The sequence below is a fragment of the Candidatus Krumholzibacteriota bacterium genome, assembly GCA_016932415.1.
Lineage (GTDB): Bacteria > Krumholzibacteriota > Krumholzibacteriia > Krumholzibacteriales > Krumholzibacteriaceae > Krumholzibacterium.
Genome location: JAFGCX010000025.1, coordinates 20,744 through 45,125 on the forward strand (window position 1 = coordinate 20,744; position 24,382 = coordinate 45,125).

23 protein-coding genes are annotated in these 24,382 nt (G+C 51.4%); 5 read left to right on the forward strand and 18 right to left on the reverse strand.

Features of this window, described 5'->3' with window-relative positions; translation table 11 throughout:
- Positions 1-6: 6 nt before the first annotated feature.
- The gene (locus JW814_09095) at positions 7-1,650 is read right to left on the reverse strand and encodes a C69 family dipeptidase (GenBank protein MBN2071597.1); all 1,644 of its coding nucleotides are present in this window, start codon (positions 1,648-1,650) and stop codon (positions 7-9) included.
- Between the two features lie 226 nt (positions 1,651-1,876).
- On the opposite strand from JW814_09095, the gene JW814_09100 reads away from it, so the two are divergent.
- The 5 genes from JW814_09100 to JW814_09120 all read left to right on the forward strand — a co-directional run bounded on the left by JW814_09100 (position 1,877) and on the right by JW814_09120 (position 7,905).
- Positions 1,877-3,652 (forward strand): HEAT repeat domain-containing protein, encoded by a 1,776-nt coding sequence (locus tag JW814_09100; GenBank protein MBN2071598.1) that lies wholly within the window; start codon positions 1,877-1,879, stop codon positions 3,650-3,652.
- Between the two features lie 217 nt (positions 3,653-3,869).
- The gene (locus tag JW814_09105; protein MBN2071599.1) at positions 3,870-4,766 is read left to right on the forward strand and encodes a helix-turn-helix transcriptional regulator; all 897 of its coding nucleotides are present in this window, start codon (positions 3,870-3,872) and stop codon (positions 4,764-4,766) included.
- Positions 4,767-4,865: 99 nt separating this feature from the next.
- Positions 4,866-6,113, forward strand: coding sequence for a hypothetical protein (locus JW814_09110; GenBank protein MBN2071600.1), 1,248 nt, complete (start codon positions 4,866-4,868; stop codon positions 6,111-6,113).
- Positions 6,113-7,282, forward strand: coding sequence for a hypothetical protein (locus JW814_09115; GenBank protein MBN2071601.1), 1,170 nt, complete (start codon positions 6,113-6,115; stop codon positions 7,280-7,282). Before JW814_09110 ends, JW814_09115 begins: the two co-directional genes overlap by 1 nt.
- Positions 7,283-7,521: 239 nt before the next feature.
- Positions 7,522-7,905 carry a hypothetical protein gene (locus JW814_09120; protein MBN2071602.1) on the forward strand — a complete coding sequence of 128 codons (384 nt, stop codon included), beginning with the start codon at positions 7,522-7,524 and terminating at the stop codon, positions 7,903-7,905.
- A 28-nt stretch (positions 7,906-7,933) separates the two neighbouring features.
- On the opposite strand, the gene rsgA is transcribed toward JW814_09120, so the two are convergent.
- The 17 genes from rsgA to JW814_09205 all read right to left on the reverse strand — a co-directional run bounded on the left by rsgA (position 7,934) and on the right by JW814_09205 (position 24,367).
- Positions 7,934-9,010, reverse strand: a complete 1,077-nt coding sequence (gene rsgA / locus JW814_09125; protein MBN2071603.1) for a ribosome small subunit-dependent GTPase A — start codon at positions 9,008-9,010, stop codon at positions 7,934-7,936.
- 24 nt (positions 9,011-9,034) lie between these two features.
- Positions 9,035-9,898: a DUF3078 domain-containing protein gene (locus JW814_09130; GenBank protein MBN2071604.1), complete on the reverse strand. Its 864-nt coding sequence runs from the start codon at positions 9,896-9,898 to the stop codon at positions 9,035-9,037.
- A 38-nt stretch (positions 9,899-9,936) separates the two neighbouring features.
- Positions 9,937-10,752: a mechanosensitive ion channel gene (locus JW814_09135; protein ID MBN2071605.1), complete on the reverse strand. Its 816-nt coding sequence runs from the start codon at positions 10,750-10,752 to the stop codon at positions 9,937-9,939.
- A 169-nt stretch (positions 10,753-10,921) separates the two neighbouring features.
- Positions 10,922-11,734 (reverse strand): class I SAM-dependent methyltransferase, encoded by an 813-nt coding sequence (locus JW814_09140; GenBank protein ID MBN2071606.1) that lies wholly within the window; start codon positions 11,732-11,734, stop codon positions 10,922-10,924.
- A gap of 88 nt (positions 11,735-11,822) precedes the next feature.
- Complete coding sequence (locus tag JW814_09145) at positions 11,823-12,542, reverse strand: peroxiredoxin (GenBank protein MBN2071607.1); 720 nt, start codon at positions 12,540-12,542, stop codon at positions 11,823-11,825.
- Positions 12,543-12,649: 107 nt separating this feature from the next.
- Positions 12,650-13,327 (reverse strand): hypothetical protein, encoded by a 678-nt coding sequence (locus JW814_09150; protein MBN2071608.1) that lies wholly within the window; start codon positions 13,325-13,327, stop codon positions 12,650-12,652.
- A 74-nt stretch (positions 13,328-13,401) separates the two neighbouring features.
- Positions 13,402-14,013 (reverse strand): NAD(P)H:quinone oxidoreductase, encoded by a 612-nt coding sequence (gene wrbA / locus JW814_09155; GenBank protein MBN2071609.1) that lies wholly within the window; start codon positions 14,011-14,013, stop codon positions 13,402-13,404.
- 117 nt (positions 14,014-14,130) lie between these two features.
- A complete protein-coding gene (locus JW814_09160; GenBank protein MBN2071610.1) occupies positions 14,131-14,946 on the reverse strand; it encodes a ZIP family metal transporter in 816 nt (271 codons plus the stop codon).
- A 36-nt stretch (positions 14,947-14,982) separates the two neighbouring features.
- On the reverse strand, positions 14,983-15,918 hold the full coding sequence (locus JW814_09165) for a bifunctional methionine sulfoxide reductase B/A protein (GenBank protein MBN2071611.1): 936 nt from the start codon (positions 15,916-15,918) through the stop codon (positions 14,983-14,985).
- 79 nt (positions 15,919-15,997) lie between these two features.
- Complete coding sequence (locus JW814_09170) at positions 15,998-17,167, reverse strand: hypothetical protein (GenBank protein ID MBN2071612.1); 1,170 nt, start codon at positions 17,165-17,167, stop codon at positions 15,998-16,000.
- Positions 17,168-17,260: 93 nt separating this feature from the next.
- On the reverse strand, positions 17,261-18,607 hold the full coding sequence (locus tag JW814_09175; GenBank protein ID MBN2071613.1) for a hypothetical protein: 1,347 nt from the start codon (positions 18,605-18,607) through the stop codon (positions 17,261-17,263).
- Positions 18,608-18,822: 215 nt separating this feature from the next.
- A complete protein-coding gene (locus JW814_09180; protein ID MBN2071614.1) occupies positions 18,823-20,445 on the reverse strand; it encodes an amidase in 1,623 nt (540 codons plus the stop codon).
- Positions 20,446-20,604: 159 nt separating this feature from the next.
- On the reverse strand, positions 20,605-22,131 hold the full coding sequence (locus tag JW814_09185; GenBank protein ID MBN2071615.1) for a DUF5329 family protein: 1,527 nt from the start codon (positions 22,129-22,131) through the stop codon (positions 20,605-20,607).
- Positions 22,132-22,217: 86 nt separating this feature from the next.
- Positions 22,218-22,823 carry an NAD(P)H-dependent oxidoreductase gene (locus JW814_09190; protein ID MBN2071616.1) on the reverse strand — a complete coding sequence of 202 codons (606 nt, stop codon included), beginning with the start codon at positions 22,821-22,823 and terminating at the stop codon, positions 22,218-22,220.
- A gap of 54 nt (positions 22,824-22,877) precedes the next feature.
- Positions 22,878-23,414: a hypothetical protein gene (locus tag JW814_09195; GenBank protein ID MBN2071617.1), complete on the reverse strand. Its 537-nt coding sequence runs from the start codon at positions 23,412-23,414 to the stop codon at positions 22,878-22,880.
- Between the two features lie 101 nt (positions 23,415-23,515).
- Positions 23,516-23,995, reverse strand: coding sequence for a hypothetical protein (locus JW814_09200; protein ID MBN2071618.1), 480 nt, complete (start codon positions 23,993-23,995; stop codon positions 23,516-23,518).
- 60 nt (positions 23,996-24,055) lie between these two features.
- Entirely contained in the window at positions 24,056-24,367 is a 312-nt protein-coding gene (locus JW814_09205) for a cupin domain-containing protein (protein ID MBN2071619.1), read from the reverse strand.
- Between the last annotated feature and the right edge of the window lie 15 nt (positions 24,368-24,382).

Below are 24,382 nucleotides of genomic sequence, written 5' to 3' on the forward strand. Positions count from 1 at the left end.
ATTGAATTATGGCCTTACCCTGTTATTCGAATATTTCGTAATGAGCTGGTCCCTGAGCCCGGAGTAGATACCGTGTATCTCCCCCATCCGCTCCAGAGTTATCCCGGTAAGGTATTTCTTCGCTTTTTGAGGGTCTTTTTTATACAGACGGGCCGCTTCTTCATCGATCTGAGCCTGCTGCTTGAAGAAGGAGTCTTCCAGCGGATCGCGCAGAGCCTTGACGTCCTTTATCGCCTCCTGCCATTTAAGGTAGAGGAGATTGTCGACAAAATCTATCGCCCATCTGACCGAGCCCTCATCATACTTTTCGGGATCCCATACCTGGTAAGCCTGATGGATCTGCGTCACACCGGTATAGATCGGCACATACGCTCCGACATGCTGGTTATCTACGAAGAACCAGTAGATTCCTCCTACGGGATCGGGAAGCCATGACCGCAGCTGGGCGACCATCCCGTATCCCCCCTTGGAGACGTTTCTGCGAAAATCGATATCGAGAAGGTTTCTCAAGTCAGGCGTGGGGAAAGGTGTCGCGAGAGGGCTCTTCACGAGATTTCCCTCGTCATCCGGCACGAGCCAGTCGAAATCGGCCGTCATATCATAGATCGTCCCCTCGAAAGTCGAGCGCTGGAAAGCGATCACGTCACGTACGGAGATGAGTGTGTCCGGCCTGGCGGAAAATGGATAGATGGAAAGCGGTTCGACATACTGGTGATATGAGTCATTCTTCTTCGCCGGTTTTTCGAGCCACCTGTCGGGCCACTCCCTGAGACCGGCGCAGAAAGTCGAATAAAAGAGCCACGATCTGCTCGTAGCCCATTCTCTTGGAAGGGGAGCGTAGATTTCCTGCCATACGAATGGGGCTCCCCCTGCCGGATCGTACCAGCCCCTGTCGATAGCTTCCTGCATGTAGTTGGACGAAGCGATGAACTCGCCGGAACGGGAAAGATCGATCTCGCCAATGATCGACCAGTTCGGGACCATCGCCACGTGATCGTCTGGAAGTCGTCTTGCTGCCCAGAGAGCTCCAGGTTTTCCACTCCCGCGTTTCCATCCCGGTCCGATGCTGAAAAGCTCGAGGATCCAGGCTTCATCAGGATCGGCGATCGCTATCGTCTCCGATTCCGGTCCGCACGAAGGAAGAAAACCGTATTCGTCGACAAGAGACGTGATCAGCCTCACAGCGTCTATCGCTTTCCTGCACCTCTGGAGGGCGAATATCATCGCCTGCTCTACGGTGATTATCTGCTCGCCTTCTCCCTTTTCGAGACCAAGTTCATCCCGCTGGCTCGTCGTGCTCTCGCCTATCGCCAGCTGGTATTCATTTATATGCGAATATCCCGAATGGAAATAGGCGAAAGTCCTTTCTACCTGCGGTATCTCCCCTATCACTTCCCATTCTCCGTGGGCGATAGAGGGGTCCTGGATTCCCCAGTAGACGGGAGCCATACTTCCCTTCCCGTGTCTCATCGCCGGAACATAGACTAGTCGTGAATTGTCGCACGCGTCGGTATGCGAGGTTATCACTGAACCGTCGACAGTGGCATCCCTGCCGGCCACGACTATCGTGCAGGAACCGGCCGGCGACAGGTGCGATGACGATACAAGCAAGGCGAGGCAGAATGATATTGTTGTCACGGGGTTCTTCATCTCGATATCTCCTTCGGTGAAAGACGCTGACCATCGATTGTAAACAAAGCATCGACGGCCGAACAAGTGAATTGTTCGCGTCGGTAGGCATCCAGCCTCTCGAGCGATCTTAAAAAGAGACTTTTGCAGTCTGCCAATAATATGTACAATGCGAGTACACTATATCAGGGATCCCTGTTCCATCGTGACCGGTAGGAAGATGACCCTGCTCCGGGAGGCTGATAGAATGAAAGGACGATTCCTTCAGACTGCTTTCCTTTTTTGCCTGGCCGTTGTCTTTACAGTCGGGCTGACTTTTGCGACTGTCGAGCTTCCTTACAGGATCGATCATATTATCCAGGGCAGAGTGACTACTCCCGGTTTCGATTCCCATGCAGATGAGGCGAGCCGTCTCCAGACAGAGCTGTTCATCGATCATTACAATCTCAGGGAAACAGGATATTTTTTCTTTGCCTTGATGGTCATCCTTCTCATAACCGGATTTGCCACGCGCAGGACAGCCCTGGCGGCCGCTGGAGCTTTTACTTTCATGCTTCCTGTTTTCGCGCAGTTCGCCGGTGTAATGTTCTTCCTTGCCGGCCTGGGAATATTGAACATCCTCTGGCTACCCCTTCTCGACATTTCATACGACCTTCAACAGCTCGGGATGGTCATCCACGCTCCATACGACCTGTTGATGTGGCTGCTGGGAAAGGCCGGTATCAACGGCTACCGGTATATCGTCAATTTCTTCATCGGAGGAGGGCTTCTTCTTTTTTTTCTGGGAACATGGGCCTGGCTCATCGCCCGGGGCGGCAGGAAAAAGGTGGCAGATATCTGGATATACAGGTTCTCCCGCCATCCGCAATACGCCGGATGGATAATCTGGAGCTACGGGGTCTACCTCCTGCTTCTTCGTGGACTGTATCCGAAACGTTCATGGGGAATAGGTGCCAGTCTTCCTTGGCTGCTGTCGACGATCTTCATCATCGGAGTGGCTATGGCAGAGGAGATACGGATGGCCCGTCTCCATGGAAGCAAGTACGAAAAATACCGCTTGAGCGCGCCTTTCCTTTTTCCTTTGCCCCTCTGTATCAGACGGCTTTTCTCGGTGCCGCTGAGATTGATCTTTAAAAAAGAGTTTCCCGTCAGAAGACGCGAAGTTGCCGCTGTCCTTTCCCTTTACACAGCCCTGCTCCTGTCGATATCGGCTCTTTTCTATATGGACGGAACCCGAACGATATCTCTCCTCTTCAGACCAGCCGCCAGCCGCCAGGAAGAACTTGAGGATATCACCAGAGATATTGAAGTGGAGGATCGCAGGATACCCCGGTATCGCCTGGCGGAAAGGTTGAGATCGTACGGAAACCCATCTGTGGAACATTTCGTCAGGCTGCTGGGCAATGAAAAAGATCCGGTCAGGTTGATCGCTATAGACGCTCTTGGGAAGCTTGGGAGTGAAAAAACCCTGCCGGTTCTCGTTGGATTGCTTGATGATCACTCTGCCGATATACGCTGGCATGCGACTATCGCTTCCGGGGCGATTTTTTCAAGGCTTCGGGATAAAGATGTCGCTCTCGCCGACGTCGACGCAAATACGAAGACGGAGAAGATTCCCGCCGCGACCCGGGAAATGGAGACGATCTATCAACTCGCCCGGGAGGCGCTTGCCGCCAGGCTCGACGATACAGAATCATATATCCGTATTGAAGCGATGAAATCGCTGGCTTACGCCGGATCCGACACAATAGTCGAAAGAGCAAAGCGGTACATGGGCAGCGACGAGAAGTGGTTCCGCGCGGGTACGATCGACGCCCTCGGACTTCTGCGCTCGGAAAAGGCTGTAGATATAATTCTTGCCGGGCTCGTCGACGATGACGCGTATGTCAGGCGCCGCTCCGTTATCGCCCTGGTTATGTCCCGATCGCGCCGGGGATGCCCGGTACTGGAAAAGGCGGCAGGCGACGACGACAGGGAAGTCCGCCTCTACGCCGCCGAAGCGTTGAAGCGCCTCTGCCCCTGACCTTACAGGCCGATTGAAGTATAATCACTAAAAACCCTCTTTGACTCGGTCTGGCTCTCCATTTTTCGGATTATTTGTCACTTTATGTTATTTTTTATCTATTTTTTGCTTTTCGCGATCGTTGATTTTGGTTATACTACCACCTTGCGACGAGGCGCGGCAGCACAAAGAACGATTTTTTTAATTTCCGCGGGGGAAAGAATCGGGAAAAAAGATCATGACAGACCGGTTGATGACGACGAAAGAACTGGCCGCTTATCTGAGCCTTAACGAAAAGAAGGTATACAGCCTTGTGAAAAAAGGGGCTATCCCCTTCACGAGGGTGACGGGAAAATACCTCTTCCCGCTAGACTCGGTAAACAGATGGATCGAGGAGAGCATTATAGCCGCTTCGACCGGAAAAAGCACCGGAAAGATCACCATCACGGGAAGCCACGACCCTGCCATCGACCTTCTCGTATCGGAAGTGAACCAGAGACATTCTGATATCACGATGTTGATGGCGAGCGTGGGCAGCACAAGAGGGATGGAGATGCTCAGGGATGGAAGGGCGGACATGGCAGGCATCCACATCCTCGACCCCGATTCGAGCGACTATAACCTTCCATGGATAGAAAAAAACGCCCCCGGATTAAGACCTGTAGTCGTTCATTTCGCGATGAGAAGCCAGGGACTGATAGTGGCAAAGGGGAATCCTCTCGGTATTGCCGGGATCGAGGATATCGCCGCAAGGCGGCTTAAGTTCGCCGGAAGGCAGAAGGGCTCGGGCACAAGGATGCTGTTGGGGCACCTTCTCTTCAGAGCCGGCCTCGCCGAATCCAATATCGAGATGCCTCTCGGCGAGGCGGCGACGCACACCGAGATCGCCCAGGCGGTCCGCGCCGGGCTTGTCGATGCCGGATTGGGAGTGCAGGCAGCGGCGATCGCGGCAAGGCTCGATTTTATAAATCTTACCGAGGAAAGCTTCGATATCGCCATGTCGAAGAGAAATTTTTACAGCGAGCCGGTGCAGAAATGCCTCGACACAGTCAGGTCCGAGGCGTTCAGGGGGAAAGTGACGTCGATGGGCGGCTATGACATGAAAGATTCCGGATCTGTCATCTCATGGGGATAAGAGGCGCTCGTGATGAGACGATCCTGGTGAAAATGATTGAATTTAAACGCGAGATTAAGCCCTTTTCAGCACGGAGCTGAAAGAAAGGAACATCAGGATTTGAAATCAGAAATAAACAAAAAGAAAACAGAGTGGCCCGCTGTCATTCTTCCTCTACTGGCAATCCTTATCGCCGCTTTGTTCACGATGAATTGCTCGGAAGACGACCCCGAGCTTCTCGTCTCGTCGAGAGCTTACCAGGGACACGCGTCTGACGCCGATATCAATAATTTCGTAAGGACCTACCCGCACGCGATCGGGACCCGTCTCGATGATTGTCAGACCTGCCACCGCGCCGGAGCGGTCACTGATGACCAGATGGAGATCATCCAGGCTAACCCGTGCGACTACTGTCACTATATTCTGCATCCCCCCGAGGGATGGACTGGATTACCTACGACCATGATAGAGACTCTCAACCCTTACGGGCGTGACTACCTGGATGCGGGAAGGGACAGGATGGCCATAGTCGATATCGCTTCTTTCGACAGCGACGGCGACAGTCATATCAACTCCGACGAGATCGACGACCTCAGGTACCCTGGCGACCCTGGCAGCTACCCGGGGCTCGAACTCTGCCCAGTACGGACGATCACCCTTGAAGAGATGAAAAATATGCCGGTGACAACGCAGTTTGGACTGGCCAACACGACCAAGCAGCAGTACGACTACTATGCGACATATACCGGCGTAAAGATCATCGATCTTCTCGATGCCGCTGAAGTAGACCTTGATGGAGCTGTGAGTATCGATGTCATGGCTCCCGACGGGTACGCGAAGACATTCTCGGTCGAACAGATCACGCAGCAATACCCCGATCATCGCTTCTATCCTGGTCTCGGAACAGCCGATCTCGGGATCGATTGCGCTTTTGTCGAATATCCGGACGAGACATACGGCCTTTCCTGGGGTGAACTTATAGGAGTGGAACTCGGTCAGGAATTCTGGCATATCCTGGCCTACGAAAGGGAGGGTCAGCCTCTTGAAAGATCATATCCCGACCCGGCGACTGGAAGGATAGTCGGAGAAGGTCCGTTCAGAAATATCATACCCCCCGGAACGGGCGACGATGAACTCGACAGGCCCGATCGCGGAAAGAACCAGGAAACATCCGGCTGCACGATGCCCGAATGGAACTACAACTACGACGCTGATCACAACGCGGGAAGCATGGTCAAGGCGGTTGTCATCATAAGGATTAATCCGGTCGATGAGGGCTGCGAGGAATTCGATATAATCAACGGCGGATGGGCGATGGTAGACGGCGATTTCATCCTGATCTACGGACATGGAGTAAGCGCGGACTGATGCGGTATCTGATGCAGCTGGCAGCTGCTGTCATTTTGATCCTCTTCCTCCAGTCGGCGGCGGCTCGTAATGCCCTGGCCGGAGAAGAGAGCCTGGCGATCGAAAGCAACGCCTCGATATGGTGGATCATAAATGAAGAGGTTGAGAACGGTCTTTTCCAGAACGGATCCCTCGATCCCGCCGCGGGCAGCGCTTCCGGGTTTAATTTCAGAGCCGGCAGGCTCGCCTTCTCCTGGCGATCGGCCGATGGCAGATACGAAGCACTAGTCAGGATCAGGCTTGAACAGAGGGCAGACATGCTTGATCTTTACGGCACCTGGAATTTCAGGCCATGGCTCCGCGCGTCGATCGGACAGATGCGCATCCCTTCTACCAGAGAAGGGATGACTCCCTGGTACGACCTCGATTTCATAGGAAAATCTTCTTTCGCGAAACATATATCGGACTATTCTCTCAGCCGCACTCCATACATATCATCGGTCATGGCGGTCAAATCGTACGACAGGGACCTGGGAGTAGCTCTGAAAGGCGCCGTCACGTCAACGGACCGCGACCTTTTATCATGGTTCATCATGGTATCTAACGGGATCGGAGCTGGCAGCTATATAGGAGGAAGGGAAGATCCGGGATTTGTCTATACGAACGCGGTCGGAGACTATTATTACGGCCTCAGGGTCGAGGCCTCCCCTTTGTCGATTGTGAGACTTGGCCTGCATCTAAGCAGAAATATTCACGACAACATCGCACTCGGCGATCGCGGGCCCGTCCTCGATCTGGACAGATCGGCACGTACCGCTGACCTTTCCGCGAGCCTTCCATCCGGGCAGCGCCTATACGTTTTTTACGGCGATGGAAGAATGGATGACTATTCCCTCGCGCAGCATTACCTCTATGAATACGGTGGCTGGGGGATCTCTCTGATCCAGCCACTGGACTCGGGAAGATTTGAGCTTTGCGCCCGTTTCGATCGTTTCACCGCTGAGTACGCGACCGGAAGTCTCGAGACGGTCGATGAAAACATCACCTTCGGAATCAATTTCCGTCCCGACAGGCGGATCAGGCTCATGCTCAATTATCTCCTGAAGAACAGGTCGAATTCATCCGAGCCGGATCTCGAAGACAATATCCTCTACCTTGATTTCCAGTTCAATTTTGATACGAAGGTATAGTTATACCCTCTCATTCAGCCCTGCCAGCCTCTGCCCCGGAAGGGTCACAATTGCTCTCCGGTCTGTACGTGACGGGACATCATCCTGATACTCCGCAAATCCCACACCAACACTAAACAGCCGAATTTATGACAGTTATGACCCATCACCCTTTCGAGGCACACCGATTGCAGTCCAGAACCCCGAGTGGGTACCCGTGCAGCCAGTAATGGATTGAAAAAATTGAGGAGGGATCCAGTATGAAAAGGATCAGTATAGCTACGCTTGCGCTAGTTCTTGTGATAAGTCTTTCGGGCATTTCTCTCGGCGCTGACCGGTGGGAGGAACAGATAACGATATCACCACAGGTACTTGTGCTCGATTTTGCGGGGACGAGGATCTCCATTCACTCGATAATTCCAGCCGCCGATCTTGTTAAAAACTCGATCTACATCGAGGTAAATGGCGCGGGGCCGATAGCGCCTTGCGGCCTGGGTGTCGATCTGCGGGGAAATATCGTTGTAAAAGTGAGAGTCGACGATATAAGGCAGTACGTCGCGCCTCCGTCGGCGGAGATCGCGTTGCGCGGCCTTTATGTCTCGGGAGAGGAACTCTTTGCGACCGGAACGGTCGGCATTAGATAGATCTGTCCGGGGGACCGCGGAATTGGCCTCACCGCCTGTCCCCCTTTTTTTTCATATCTTTCTTGACTGATTTAACATACTTGCCGAAATCTTTATCCTTTTTTCGTTTTTCCACGTACGACATCTGATGAAATTCCGATTCCCGTATCAGCTTCATATAGCTCTTATACCGTTCTTTGTCGAGACTACCGTTATCGACAGCCTCGAGGACCGAACAACCCTCTTCGTTCGAATAAGTGCAGTTACGAAAACGGCAATTAGGGGTCAACTGAGTGATATCCGAAAAACTTTCATCGATCCCCGTATCGAGGCCGATCAGGCCCAGCTCGCGCATTCCGGGATTATCGATCAACATCGCTCCGTTATCGAGAACTATCAGCTGGCGGCGCGTAGTGGCGTGTCTTCCCTTACCGTCTTTTTCCCTGACCTTCCTTGTCAGAAACTCTTCCCTGCCTGTAAGATGATTTAGAAGGGATGTCTTTCCGACTCCCGAGGATCCGAGCAGGCAGTATGTCTTGCCAGCCTCGAGGAAACTCCTGATCTCATCAAGCCCGGATCGAGATTCGTTACTGAACGCAATGACCCTGGCTTTGATGCCGGCACTGCTGATCCCGCCCAGCATTTCCTGAAGTTCATCGGAACTTACCAGGTCGGTCTTGCTCAGCAGAATGGCAGAGTCGATCTTGCCCTCTCCGACCATCGCCAGGTAACGCTCAAGCCGCCTTAGATTGAAATCGGAATCGGCCGCCTGCACTACAAAAGCTGTATCGATATTTGAAGCGATGAGCTGATGATCGATCGACTTGCCCGCGGACTTTCGCGTCAAGATTGTTTTTCTCGAGAACAGGCCATGAATTATTGCAAAGGTGCCTGAATCGTAGTACGTGACAAAGACCCAGTCTCCAACGCATGGCAGATCGGCATCATCCTCTGAATGATAAGATAATCTGCCGGCGAGCTCGGCTGGCAATTCACCATTTTCATTCCTGATGATATATCGCGACCGGTCGACGGCTGTCACCCTGGCAGGGTGAAAATCCTTATTTTCCGATTCATCGAGTTGGCTCTGAAACCACTCATCGAATCCGAGATCCTTCAGTTCCATGATTGTCTCTGAATTCCCTTTTTCCTACAGGAAACTGTACGTTATCCCGAGGGCTACCGCCTGCTTGATCTGACGCCGCTTGGAAATATCCCTGTCGTAGAAGAGTTTGAAATTGAAATTGACATTGATATATTTCGAGATCTTCACAGTCAGGAGATTATCCAGGTTGACATCTGTCTCATTGAACGCCTTGAAAGCGGTGAACAGTTCGAGCTTCGATGTGAGCTTCGTGTTCTCGGTTATCTTCCAGTCGACATCTGTCACTGATTCGGCTCCGATCTCATTCTTTGTCTTCTCTATCTTGTCGTCAGTTTCCGGATCATCTGCGTAAGGCACCGGGTAAACGCTTGTCAATGTCTGTTTCATAGAGAAACCGATCCTTGTCTTTACTATCTTGTTCGACTGATAAGCAAGCCCGATGCTTTCTCGAAAATACCCCGGGTCCATGAAAGCCGATATCTGCGTTTTGGGATCAGTGTCATAGACATATCCAGGGGCAAACTGCGTCTCCCCCGTGGCAGCGACGAAAGGATCTGCCAGCCACCCCAGTTTATATGTATAAACGCTCTCCAGCTTGATCTCGTCTATCGACTTCTGAGTCTCCTGGTCTCCCGCCTTCGTCGACCCGAAGCCGAATTTGCCCGAATTGGTCCAATTGGATCTTTCCTGGTCGTTTGTGAATTTGAAATAGAGGCTTGTCTGCCAGGCGAATGAATTCTCCCCGCCCTGGGCCCAGTTGTCGAATGTAGTCTGAGTAATATTGAGGGCGCCGACCATCTCTTTTTTCCAGCCATACTCCGGCTTCTCAGCCTTCTCTTCCTGAGCTGACAGGCAACCGCTGAATGCGATCCACGTCGCCAGCATCAATATGAAAATCCTTGTTCTCATATCATCTCTCCTTTCAAACAGGTGGCGATATCATTCGCTCAGTGATTATACAGATGTACATCCTGCTGCGGGAATGGTATCGATATCGAGTTCTTATCGAATTCGAGTTTCACTTTTTCATGAGTATCGAAAAAGACGCCCCAGTAATCAGTTCCTTTGCACCATGGCCTGACGTTGAAATTGACCGAGCTGTCAGCGAGCTCGCCAACGACGACTACGGGGGGCGGGTCGTCAAGCACCCGGCTGTCTTCTCCGAGAATCCGATTCAGGATTTCTTTCGCTTTCCTGATATCGGAAGAATACGCGATACCGAACTTCATGTCGACCCGGCGCGTTTCCTGTGTCGAATAATTAATGATCGATGAATTTGATAATACTCCGTTCGGGATGATCACTGTCTTATTATCCGGTGTCGTCAGGATCGTATTGAGGATCTGGATGCTCTTTACAGCACCGGCGTGTCCAGCCCCTTCGATAAAATCACCGACTTTGAAAGGTTTGAAAAGAAGAATCAGGACGCCGCCGGCGAAATTGGACAGGCTGCCCTGAAGGGACAGTCCGACCGCCAGCCCGGCCGCTCCCAGAATGGCGACGAATGAAGTCATCTGGATGCCTATCATCGAAGCGACGCTTATTACCAGCATGGCCTTCAGCGAGATCCTGACCAGGCTCATCAGAAAATGTTGCAGGGAAAGATCGGTTTTACTCCGTTCCATCGCCCGTCCAAGCGCTTTTACAAAGAATTTGATGACCCAAAGGCCGATTATCAGCGTCACCACGGCCAATATCAGTTTTGGCCCGTACGCCATAACCAGTTCCATTGCTTTATCAGTGTAAGTCTGAAGGTTGCCCATTAATATCTCTCCTGCTTAAATACAATCCAAAATGATCATCTGATCCTGATTTATAATCTGACAGCAGAAAGAATAGGTTATTTGATCGATGATTACAAACAATTTTGGGCGGCGGGACATATGCTTCTGTCCCGGATTTGATCTCTCCCCGGCGGATCAATCATTGAATTTATCTTTCCATTACAGATCCACTAAAGACGGTATAAGTGAAAAAAGCGTAGTATTCCTTGAGGTTCAGAATAAAATCTGGTGATCCCGGGGAACAAAGAGACCGATACATCGCCCTGTCCTCAGAGGAAGCATCCGGTTGAGCCTTCCCCCAGAGCATCTCGAAGAGCTGGGTCAGCGCCTCGCGGATATCGTCATTCAGCGGGGCCTGGAAGTCCCTGATATATGTCTTTCCTTTCGCTCCTTTCAGCCCGGCCCTGCGGAACCACTTGAGCGCTCTCATGAATTGTTCGTCCGGGTCCCTGCCGTTGAGGTATGAAGCGACCGGCGAAGATGATGAATTAAGCCTCGCTTCCAGCATCTGGTGTCCCGGAAGAAGGCTTTGTGAAGACCATGCCATGATAGCGACAAAGCCCCCCGGCCTGACTACCCTGGCAAATTCACGGAGGATAGGAAGCAGGTCACCCGTTGGATACCCGGCGCAATCAGCGCTCCATACCCAGTCAAAGTATCCGTCATCAAAGGGAAGGTCCCTGATATCACCCTGCTGGAAAAGGATCCTGTCCGAAAAACCCGCTTCCCTGATTTTCTTTTCAGCATAATGGATAAAATCTTCTGACAGGTCCAGGCCTGTAATGACTCCTGAAGATTCGGCCGCTTCTGCAAGAAGAATCGATTGCAGCCCCGCCCCGCATCCGGCGTCAAGACCCCGGCTTCCCGCATTGACGGGCAGATCTTCTATTACTGAACGAAGGATCGGCTCGCGCAGGACATTAGAACCTACAAGTTTCTGAATATACTCGTCTTCGTCTATCGTCATCCTTCTAACCCAGCGCTCGATATCTCTTCGATTATATTGTCAACCCTGCTTTTCCTGACCACGCGACGAAATCTCGATAATCCTAGTCGAACGCCTGATCGGTCTTCCATTCTTTCCATACATTTCCGACCAGTTCCGGCCCCGGCTTCAAAGTTTTCTTCCCCGGTTTCCATCCAGATGGTGTAGCTTCCGTCCCTTTCGATTGTCTCACGAGCTGGAACGCCTGGATCTGCCGGATCGATTCATTGACGTTCCTTCCGACCGGAGGCGTCAATACTTCGTAACCCTGTACTATTCCATCCGGATCTATGATGAACCTTCCCCTTGTCTCGACACCGGCATCCTCATCATAAATACCATAAACCCTGCCCACTTTTCCACCGGCGTCAGAGAGCATGGCGTAGGGGACTCCACCTTCGACCATCTTTGACAGCTCGTTATCATTCCACATCTTATGAACGAACATGCTGTCAACGCTCATCGAAAGGACTTCGACGCCGAGTTTCTGGAATTCAGGATACTTTTCAGCAACTGCTGAGATCTCGGTCGCTCAGACGAAGGTAAAATCACCGGGGTAGAAACATAGCACTACCCATTTTCCCAGATAGTCTGATAATTTGACATTTATGAATTTACCCTTATGATATCCCGGCGCGGAAAAATCAGGGGCTTTCTTGCCGACTTGTATCATACTCTTGACCTCCTTTTTCTCGATGACCTTTTCAGGTGTCTCTTCGGCGGGAGGCTCACCTACCGGTCCTCCCGTAGGCCGGGCGCATCCGCCCTTTACTTCCTCTGCCATAACACATCCTTTCGCTGTTTTTCGATTCTCCCAATACGTTCCAATGATACCATATATAAAAAATCAACCAATATTTTTCCCGCGGCTTCCGATCGGGCATTCTTCCTTCATGCCTCTGGCAGTTCAGGCATCCCTTGATACCGTACTACTGCTTCTGGTTTGCCGCAGAAAAGAAAACTGTTATTCATGTGATCGCGCTCATCGAGGCCTATGCGCCGGAAGAGGTCTCCCCAGCTTTCGAAATCACCATATTCTTCAGCAACCGCTGACCCGACCGGCTGCGAATCGAGTTCCGGGTGATCTTCAACGAATCTGGCGTATACATGCTCGGCGTGGTCTTCAAATTCAGCGTTGAAGAGAAATGCTCTCGAGATATTGAACGCGGCGAGGATCGAAGAGATAGCGGCGTATGTATTCACCATAATGGATCGCACTGCCGGGGCAAGGAACCATGGGTCTTTAACGCCATCTTCCCTCATTTTTTCGTCTATCACCCTCAAGTGCCAGTATTCGTTATCCTGCGCTTCCCTCCCCCATGAGACGATCCGGAAGGCTCTCCGTACAAATTCCCCGTCACCGTACCTGCCCGTCATCTGCCTGTACTGGCGTATCTCCCACGCCCTGTAAGGTACCGAGGCCAGGGCTTCGATAAGTTTCGCCTTGGCCAGGGTGGTTTTTCTGCCCGTCACGATATCCATCATGAAAAAAAAGAATCTCGCCGCCAGGGAATACCTGTACCGCTTCCTCAATAACGTCGCTTTCTGTTCTTTACGCAGATCGATCATACCGATATCTCCTTATTGACCCCCGCGCCATGGCTGTATCAATCAAAAGATCAGGTTCCTGATCGGTTCCCGGATCAGGCGCTAAGCTTCCTGGCTATCCTTGCGACATGCGCGCCCTGGAATCGGGCGCCGAGAATATCCGTCTCACAGGGCTTCCTGCTTCCATCCGAACCGGCGATCGTGGAGGCGCCGTAGGGTGAGCAGCCGATCACGCTGTCTGTCTTTGTCTGTTCCTGGAAAGCGTATGGAAGCCCCACAATCACCATCCCGTGATGCAGCAATGTTATATGGCAGGTCAGTATCGTCGATTCCTGACCGCCATGCTGCGTTCCAGAGCTTGTGATAACGCTGCCCGCTTTTCCGACGAGCGCTCCTTTTGCCCAGAGCGGACCTGTCGCGTCGAGGAATTGGCGCATCTGGCCGCACATATTCCCAAACCGCGTCGGCGTGCAAAAAATAACCGCGTCCGCTTCTCCCATCTCTTCAACCGTGCATATAGGAACATCCGCCTGTGCTTTCTGCGCCTCTGCAGCTCCCATCTGGGCGATCAGATCATCGGACAGGGTCTCGGGCACGCGCCGGATGACTGATTCCACTCCTTCTACCGATCCGGCTCCCTCGGCGGCTGCCTGCGCGAGCTTGTAAATGTGTCCATACATCGAATAGTACAGTACGAGTACTTTCATAACGGCCTCCTTTTAGTTACAGGATTCAAGAATTCCATTCCGTCCCGGAGTATAAACACCCGGCAACCTGATATCTAAACACATGAAACAACGGCTATCCGGCCCGAATCTGTTCTCTCAGCCAAGGGCAACGTCGAGGATCATCATGATCGAAAAACCGATCATGGTGGTCATTGTCACCAGGTCGATATTTTCCTGTTTGGACTGTGATTCCGGAATCAGCTCCTCAACGACGACGAAGATCATCGCCCCGGCGGCGAAGCAGAGGGCATAAGGAAGGACAGATTGCATTTTAAGCACGAACAGCGCTCCCGCCACGCCGGCGATAGGCTCGACTATCCCTGATGCCTGCCCCATGAAAAAGCTTTTTCCCTTGCTCATCCCTTCCCGCCTCAGCGGCATCGCAACGGCGGTCCCTTCGGGAAAATTCTGGATCCCTATCCCGATAGCCAGCGCGATCGCTCCACCGATCGTCGCCGATGGAAGCCCCGCCGCCACCGCTCCGAACGCCACGCCGACAGCAAGTCCCTCAGGTATGTTATGCAGGGTTATGGCAAGAACAAGGAGAGTGCTTCTCTGCCATGAGGTCTTTACTCCTTCTGACTTGTCGACACTGAGACCTGGATGCAGGTGGGGCAGGAATTTATCGGTCAGCCTCATCAGGATCCCACCGGCCATGAACCCTGTCGCCGCCGTCAACCATGGGATCTGACCCAGCTGGGAGGCCATCTCTATCCCAGGCGCCAGAAGAGACCAGAAGCTTGCCGCGATCATTACTCCTGCGGCAAATCCAAGCATCGAATCCATAAGCTTCTGGTTCACGCCCCTGGTAAAAAGGACTATTGCCGCTCCGGCAGCCGTTACTCCCCAGGTGAACAGTGTCGCGATAAACGCCTGCATGACGGGATGATACTGTTGTATGAAATCGACCATATCGTGTTTCCTGTCGATTTTGAAAAACCCGGCCGATCAGAACTTCCTTTTATATATATGGCAGTAGGGCTGTTTTTTGTTTCTGCTGTAATAATCCTGGTGATAATCTTCAGCTTCCCAGAATCTTCCCGCTGGAAGAACGCTTGTAACGACTTGATATCCTTTTTGTTTTAATATTTCTATTAATTTCTCCGTGATTTTTTTCTCTTCTTCGGTGCGGTAAAAGACCGCCGAAAGATATTGCTCACCTATATCAGGACCCTGTCCATTGGCTTGCGTCGGATCATGGATCTCGAAGAAAAACTTCGCGATCTCTTCATAATCCACGACTGATGGATCATAGATCACCTCCACCGCTTCAAGATGACCTGTGCCTCCTCCCGTCACGTCGCGATATGTCGGATCGGCCAGAGATCCTCCCATATATCCTGAAGTGGCGGAGATGACCCCTTCCCTGCCCTCGAAAAGGTATTCCACTCCCCAGAAACACCCTCCCGCAAAATAAGCTTTTTCTCTTCTGGATACTTCTTCGCCCGGGACGAAGACAAGGGAAATGGAATTTACGCAATGCCTGACATTCCTCTCGGTGAGCATCTCTCCTTCAAAAACATGCCCGAGATGCGCTCCGCAACTGGCGCAGAGGATCTCGGTCCTTATCCCGTCGATGTCGATCTGCCTTCTGACCGCTCCGGCTATCTCATCATCGAAGCTCGGCCATCCGCAGGATGAGACAAACTTGTCGCTCGAGACGTAAAGAGGCGCGCCGCATCGTTTGCAGTGATAGATTCCCTTTTCAAAAAATTCGTTGTACTTGCCGCTGAAAGGGGCTTCAGTCCCCTTATGCAGGATCACTCTTTCCTCTTCCTTGGAAAGCTTGTTGTAGTGTTCTTTATCCATTGTCCCCGCCTCCGCGTGAGAGATCAGGAATAGAACTGCACAAACTGTGACTGCCAGATTTTTATCTCTCCGCATCGCCTGTCCTGTCAGCTTGAGTTTCCGGCCTCATCGAGGTCCCGAAAGAGGTGCCCGGCACGGCGCCTCCTCATGCCCTTTAGAAAGCACCCACCATTCCGAGAACTCCCCTGTTGCGCTCTTCGGCGAGGTCTCTTGTATATTCGGCGATAAACCGGAGATTGCGGGAAATAAGATAAGTATAGCTAAGTGTCGCCGTTTCATAGTCAAAAACCTTCGAATCGACAAGATTGTAAAGACCGGTGAAGAAATACCTCGAATTATCGATATCGGGGGCGAACATCATCTCAACGACATATCCATGAGTTTCCAAATCATCCGATGATGTGAGGAATTCAGGGTTGGTATCCTTGCGATAAAGATACTGGGCGGTCAGTTCAACCGGGCCCATACCGAACGTCAGATCGGGGCCATAGTATGTCACATCGTTCGTCCTGCCGGATCCCGGTGATTTTTCCTTTCCGGCGTAATAAAAACCTCCAATGGTAACAATATCCCCTATCCCCTGATTCAATCTCAAGGCATAGTTCTTGTAATCATCCTGATCGAGTTTGTCGTCTACCGCTTCCCCTTTTCCGTTCCCGTTCACTACCATCGCCACCAGATCGCTACCGGTCTTTTCCAGAGTATAAGCGAAGACCAATCCCCGGTCATAAGTGAGGTTGATCGTCGAAGATCCGGGGCTTACCTTGTATACGAGATAATCTTCGTATGTAAGGCGCAGTTCGCGCTTCATAAGGGGATCGCAGACCTGAAACTGCCCGGCAAGCACATCTATCTTCGAATTGAAGACATTTCGAAAATGGATATAAGCGTCTTCAACCCCGGCGACCTCACCGCGCTCCGACATGAAAAAATAGAAGTAATACCCGATATTCTTGTAAAGCGTGCCGCCGGAAAGCAGTTTTAGGCCCCATGGTATCTGCAGATCGTTTTCTACTCGTTGATCCTCATCAAAAGCGGCGAAAAGATCGATCCTGGCTGCGAGGGGGAAATCCTTGTTCAACCATAACAGGTCGTCGCCAGCGGTAATGTAGTCGCGTTTGTTCTCTTTCTCCGGAATAGTGAAGGCGTTAGCGGCAAACTCATCGCCATAGTCTTTCAGACGCGGGATCACCGAATGACAGGTATTGCAGGAGATCTTGTATTTCCTCGCGAAGGCTGGGATTGCGTTTCCCTGCTGCGGGACAAGCATCCCTGCGAGCAGAACCAGGCAAAAAACAGACAAAAAACATCTCGATACCTTCATCTTCGATCTCCTCCTTGCTTACCATTCAGTCCGCGTCGAATTTATGTCAATAACATCAACTGCCGTTGATCTATAGAAAATGGCCCGGCATTATTATTCGTATATTTCTACCCATGTCGTCGCCCTGTTCACCAGGACAATCTCACTCTCCTCTTCGGGGACTTTGAGATATTCCGCGACCGGCCTGACCAGTTTCTGATAATTCAGTACTGCGTTGAAGACGACTATTCCCGGAGCTATATCTTCTGGAAGTTCAAAAGTATATGTCTCTATCTTTGTCTCGCGCGGACCTATGCGGTAATCGACTCCGAGCCTGTGCGTGTTCCATTGCATGATCGTCATGTTTCCATCCGAATCAAGGTACGGCATCCGGAAAATTCGGTCACCTTCCGGGATTCCGTCCCGCTGAACACCTTTGAAATCAGGCAATCCCAGAGGGATCCCCATGTCCTGGTAAGCGAGAGTCTTTGCCGCTATCGTGAACTCTTCCCCTTCAAACCCTTTCCTGTCAACGCTGAGATGATACTTTTTCCCATCAGCATCGGTCGCTGTCACATCAAGCCAGAGGATCCTGTCTTCGACGGAACCGGTCGGGAATTTATGCCCCGTCTTGGCGTTGAACAATTGCACCTTGAGAAGCACCGATCCGTCTATCTCGACTTCCCTCTCCTCTGGATGCATCCTGATCTCGACGACTCCGGCCACCTTGCCTGGATCATGCGCGCCATGAAACAGGTGCTGCGCTACCATGTCTTCTGCGGCCATTATCGCGCTCTGGCCTGGAGCTTTCGGCATATGGCACTGATGGCATGGTACTCCTTCTGCCGCGTACGGACCATCGTTCCATTCGATCTGTGTCGATTTCACCCAGATACCGAAAGGGTTTTTCTCGTTATGGCAGGTCGCGCAAAACTTCGCTTCCTTTATATAATCTACCGACCTGGTAATATGGTGCGGTGATACCAGCCCCTCTTTCGGGCCATACTTGGTCTTTCCGGGACTGCTTATGAAATCGAAATTGAACGGCGGGTCCTCCTTGAAACCTGATATCGTATGGCATATCTCGCAATTGACACTCTCATTGGCCCTGCTGTTCTCCGAAGGCCGTGGTGGCGGCACGTCTCCGGCCAGAAAAGCCATAGGCGTGTGGCAACCGTTACAACCGTCGGCAACAGGCTTGAAACTTGGATCTTTCTTCGCGTGCTCGACGGCGAGGTCGAAATATTCGATCTCATCCCAATGATGAGTATAAGCCTGCGACATCATCGACTGCTTCCATTGCTGGTAGATATCGATGTGGCAGCTCTGGCAGACCTCCGCCTTCTCGAACCGATCGTATGGTATCTTTCCCTTAGCCTCCTCTCCGGCGGGAATCTGCTGAAAAGCGAGTATTCCTGAAAAAAGAAGCAGTAAGAAGATAATAGATTTGGTCCTGTTCATTTTACCCTCCGGATCGAAGTGTCCTAATAAAGCCCGGGGCGCCCAGCATACATGGAATCATCAATAATTATGCTGATCTTTGTTGTTGATTCGCTTGATGATGTGTATAGACTGCTTTTCTGGAAAGATGATAGCACAATGAGAATCATTTTCAACAAAATATATTTTCAATTTTACCGCCGCCCGCTTTGATCCCTGAAAATCATCACAGGTCCTCATTCCTCATCATACGGCAAAAACCCGGGTGCCTTTCTGTACCCCGTCTTCTTCTCATAGGCGTACGCTATCTCGATCAGGACCGGTTCGCTCCATGCCCTGCCGAAAAAAGAGATCCCGACCGGCAGAGCGCCGACGAACCCCATCGGCAATGTTATATTCGGGTATCCCGCCTGCGCGGCCGGAGATGAGCTGCCCAGCTGGAAACAGTCACCGTTAATATGATCTGTCTGCCAGGCGGGACTTCCAGTGGGAGCTATAATCGCGTCCAGGCTGTTTTCGTTCATTACCCTGTCGATCCCTTCATCCCTGATCCCTTTGATCATTCCGGCCAGAGCTTCCTTGTATTCAACGCTTTCCAGGCTTCCTTTTTCCTGGGCCATTTCGAGATATCTCTGGTTGAAATATTTCAGTTCCAGCGGATCGGACCTGTTGAACTCTATCAGATCCTCAACTCTTTTGACCGGCGCCTCCGGGCCGAGGGACTGAAAATATCTGTTCAATCCATCCTTGTACTCATAAAGCATGATCTCAAAGGAATAATCACCGACTTTACCGTCAGATATCCTGTCGATCTCGATAATCTCGGCTCCCTCGCTCCTGAGAAGATCCACGGCGTCATAAAAGAGGGAATCGACCTTGTAATTTACTCCCAGCGGAGCCTTGTACAGTCCGATCCTTTTTCCCCGCAGTCCTTCGGCGTCAAGGAACTGCGTGTAATCAGCATGGTATTTCCCCTCGCACGCGAGGGTCTTCGCGTCTGACGGATCTACTCCGGCTATCGCCCCGAGGCAGATGGCGGCGTCCCTTACTGTTCGGGCCATCGGCCCGGCAGTATCCTGCGTAAAGGAAATGGGGATTATCCCTGACCGGCTCACCAGCCCGACCGTCGGCTTGATACCGACGATACCGTTGCTGCTCGATGGGCATACGATCGACCCGTTCGTTTCGGTCCCTATGGCGATCATCGTCAGGTTGGCCGATACGGCCACAGCAGATCCCGAGCTTGATCCACAGGGATTTCTGCTGAGAATATATGGATTTTTAACCTGGCCTCCGACAGCGCTCCAGCCGCTTGACGATAATTCTCCGCGAAAATTCGCCCATTCGCTGAGATTCGCCTTCCCTATTATCACCGCTCCGGCTTCTCTGAGCTTACCGGCGACGTGGCTGTCTTTGAGGGGATGAGAATCCATCAACGCTCTCGAACCGGCGGTCGTAGCCATCTTGTCACGCGTATCTATATTATCCTTAAGCACGACCGGTATTCCGTGAAGAGGCCCCCTGATCTTCCCCTCTCTCATTTCGATATCGAGCTTGACCGCGATTTCGATCGCGTCGGGATTGATCTGGATCATCGAATTGAGCCCTGGTCCGTCGTTATCGATCTTCTCGATCCGCTCAAGGTACGCCTTCACCACATCTTCGATCGAAAAAGAATCTGCTTCATATCCCGCCCTGAGTTCGTCGATCTCCATCTCGAAAAACCTGAAATCGTTATAATCCGCGCTCCCGGTCTCTTTGCCGGGAGATTGACATGACACCTGAAACATCATGACAGCGACGAGAAGAACGGCGAGCCCCGAGAAACGGGACCAGCGGCGACTGTTACCTGATTTCATGTATTTGTCCTGCCTTTCGCTGCTTCTCAGCCACGTATTGTCAGTGATCATTTTTATATCCTCCTTGCGTCACCTTTAGAAGCTCTACCGGCCCGGCCAGCAAATGATCCCGGCGATCCCATCCCGGCTATTAAATCCCGCTCGTATTCATACCAGGTACTATTTCATCTCCCTGTCTCGAATCCTTTTCGAATAATCGGCGAACCGCCTGGCGTAGATCACTGAAGTGACCCCATTATCCTCAAGCCCCTTGAACCGTTTTTCAAACAAAAGCTCCGCCCTGCGCGTGGCATGATCGAGGTTTCCCTGATATGAATAAACGCTCAGATAAGGCGCGACATCACCGCTCAGATCGATATCGATATCGAGGTATTGCGCCGGCTTTGTATCGAAATCGAGACTGGCGAACGAAATATATCTCTGATTCCTGTTTTTCTCGGTATTGAAATAGATCACGCCTTTTTTGATATCGGCAAGCATGCTCCATTTGTTCCATCCCTTTACTTGAATGTCTTTCAGAAGTTCCAAAGCGTATTCTTTCGGAGCGATGCCGTCAGCCTTGTCAAAACCATCAAGACCTCTCGCCGCGCGGACGAACCTCGGTGTCTTTGGAAGAATCTTCCTGATCATCCCCTTAAAACCGCTATACTTCTCGAGTCTTTCAAGTTCCAGGGCGTACTCCGAATTGCAAAGCACGGGATATTTGACATCCTCCCCCCTGTGGATCACAGGGATCCCGTCGATGAACTCTATTATCGCGAAATCGCCGTTCCTGTCGGAGACGAAATAGTGCCATGACCACCCCTGAAGATTTATATCACAGGCGTTCCATACTACTTCATCGACAAGGGAGCAGTTGTCCAGCTGATACTGTATCCAGAGGCATATGAACAGGGTCGGGTTTGATTCATCATGCTTATGCCTCGTTTTTCCGAGACTCATCTCAAAAACTGACAATCCCTTTTCATTGACTCCTCCGTCAGGGAAATCTATCCCCTCGCTGTTAAATGTTACCGATCCATACTTCGAGACCCAACTGATCTTAGGCTCCGGTTTATCTTCGAAAGGCACGATCACCTTTTCATATTCAGATGGTGAAGCGATCAGTTCAAACCATGTGATCCCCTCCCTGTAGACATTTCTCTTATTGACGCATACCAGTCCTGGAACATCAAACCCCGGAGTCTCATCAAGGTTGTGCCCGACGAAAAGAAGCGAATCGGCCTCGAACGCGAAGGTCGAACAGCTGTGACGTCCCTCCTGTGCCGCGGACAATGAATCTTCAATCGACTCGATCAGGGAATCTCCATCGACTGCAAGCGTAGAAGATCTGTAGTCTTCAAGAGCCTTCTGAAGCCAGGATGAACTGAGCTCTTCCTTCCCGTTTTTCAACCTTACTTCGTATGGCTTCCCGCTTACAGTACTCCTTGTACCGGCAAGCCGGATAAAATCTTCCGGAGTCTTTATCTCATCTTTAAAATGTTCGTATTTTCTTTTCATATGCCGGGCTGCTTTTTTTGAATCATGCTCGCGTCCGTTCCTGATAAAGACGCACTCTGATTCTTCCACGAATTTCAGCAGATACTCGATGATCTGAATGGTATCCCCGCCGCGCCTTATCTCCTGGGCGATCGGAATTTCAGAAAGGAATAAAATAACACAGAGCAGGATCATTGAACGTCTCATTGATACTCCGATCGTGCCCGCGCCCTGTCTCAACTGTCGCGTGGCGCGAGTAGCATAAATACCTGTTTTAAAGTATTACTGTTTTTTCATGTCATCCGCGTCATATTATGTCCCAGATCATAGGCTTTTTTAAGATTCTCTTCCCGAAACGTGTCATCCTTCGGCATCATGCCTCCGAGGATCAGCATTGAAGCGCTCTTCACACCGATACCAAGAAGTCGGTCTTCAATCATGATCTTTCTCATGCTTTCCGCGATCCCTGTTTCTTCAAGGTGTTCATTGGTATGGCCCGCGGAGCATATGACGACTGCCTTCTCTATTTCTACGGTGCTATGGCGTGTTTCTGATTCATCATAGTAGTAGGCGTAACCATACGTCATCACCCGGTCGAACCAGCCTTTTAATTTTGCCGGACAGTCACTCCACCATACCGGATAAATGAATGCCAGGGCATCTGCTACATCGATCTTCCTATGTTCCGCGCTGACATCTTCAGGCACTGGAAGAAGCGGATCGAGACCTACTTCGCGCTTATACTGCTCGATTTTCATCTCTGATTCGAATCCCATCCTGTACAGATCTGCCAATTCAAAAGTATGTCCGGCGTCCACCAGACCCCTGGTAAAGATTTCCAGCACTTCCCCGCAGAAAGATTTTTCGCAAGGGTGGGCGAATACAATATAAACGTGCAATGTCAGTACCTCACGCCCGAAGGAGCGACAGCCGAAGAACTACCGGCATGCCGGCTACTCGACCTTTGTTATCTCAACGCTGGTCTGCCTTATGTAATTAGAATCGCCCTCATATTTTACCCTTACTATCACATCTGCTTCTGTATCCACATCCCAGGCAGGTCCGCATCTGGCGATCATGGCCATCTCGTAATCATCCGCTTCCGCGGTACCTTCATCCGCGAGCCAGCTACTCCAGACCTTGCCGCCATTGATCACCCATACGCACTCCACCTCCACCCCCTGGGGAATGGCGGTCGAATCGCAATCGATGATTTTTATATATGCCACCAGGCTTGTGCAGTCAGGCGGAGTCATCGGCATAAAGTTACGCCACAATTCGCTTGAAAGATATAACCTGGTGCCGTCGATATCCATTGTGTCTGAAATGGTCGATATCTCCGGAGGCGTCCCCGTAGGATCGTTGTAAACAAAAGGCCAGGACGGACAGCATCTATGTACAGTACGGGGTTCTTCAAGGCAGGAATTCATAGAGACGATCAAGATCAACGGAATCATCGCGGCCAGAGTCATTCTGACGGTTGTATTCATCGCTGACACCTCCAAACATCCTGCCTGGGAGCGCTGACGGATAACTCAGCCCGGTGCTACCAGGAATCCGCGCCAGCCACCCCATACAAATGTGGCCTTTCCTAAAAGACCATTTTGAAATTAATACCTGAATACGTACTCTTTCTCCCATCCGGACAGATCACCGGGAAGACCTCGATTCGGGATATTCCCGGAGCATCATCAGTGTCGTGTCCTGCCCTCGTCATATTCAATACTCCGAAGACGAGCGAGGCCGTACCGGCTCCACCCATGACAATGGCGAAATCATCGCGCAGATCATCATCGTCAGTCATCGCATAACCTGCCGCTACCAGGCCATACGATATTATCCCCGCGGCCACGCCGAAATATCCATTCCTCCGATTGGGCCTGTCGGCTGCCAGTGAGACGGCGTTTGCGACCGAACTCCCTATGTCGATCACCAGTATGCCAGCTACAACGTATGATGCTGAAGAATAACTGACCTGTTCTGAAAAAAGTTCGGACGGCAGGAGAATCACTATTGTTATTGCGATGGCCAGGATAATTCCCGAAGATGATCGATGCGATATCCGCTTCATAATTGCCCCGTAAAGGAATGCCGGGTCGGTTGGATCCTGATAAATCACATCATGGCCCTGTCAGCATTTCTCAAGAAAGAAAACCAGCACCGCGGAAGAAATGGCTCTGCCCCTGTGTCTGTGGCCCGGACCTTCAGGGATAAAAATACCATCGCCCGTCTTGTATATGACCTTCTCACCAGTATATTCGATTTCCATCTTACCTTCAAGAAGATAGCCGTGATGCCCTTTCTCACACCAGTGAAGAGGCATTTCTCTTGAATACTCGACCAGCCTCATCCGCATTCCGTCCTGGTCGATATATTTGTGCCGTACACCTTCCATTGGAGATTCCCACTCCAGTGAATCAAAATCGATTTTACGCGCAGTCATTTCGCTCACCTCTGT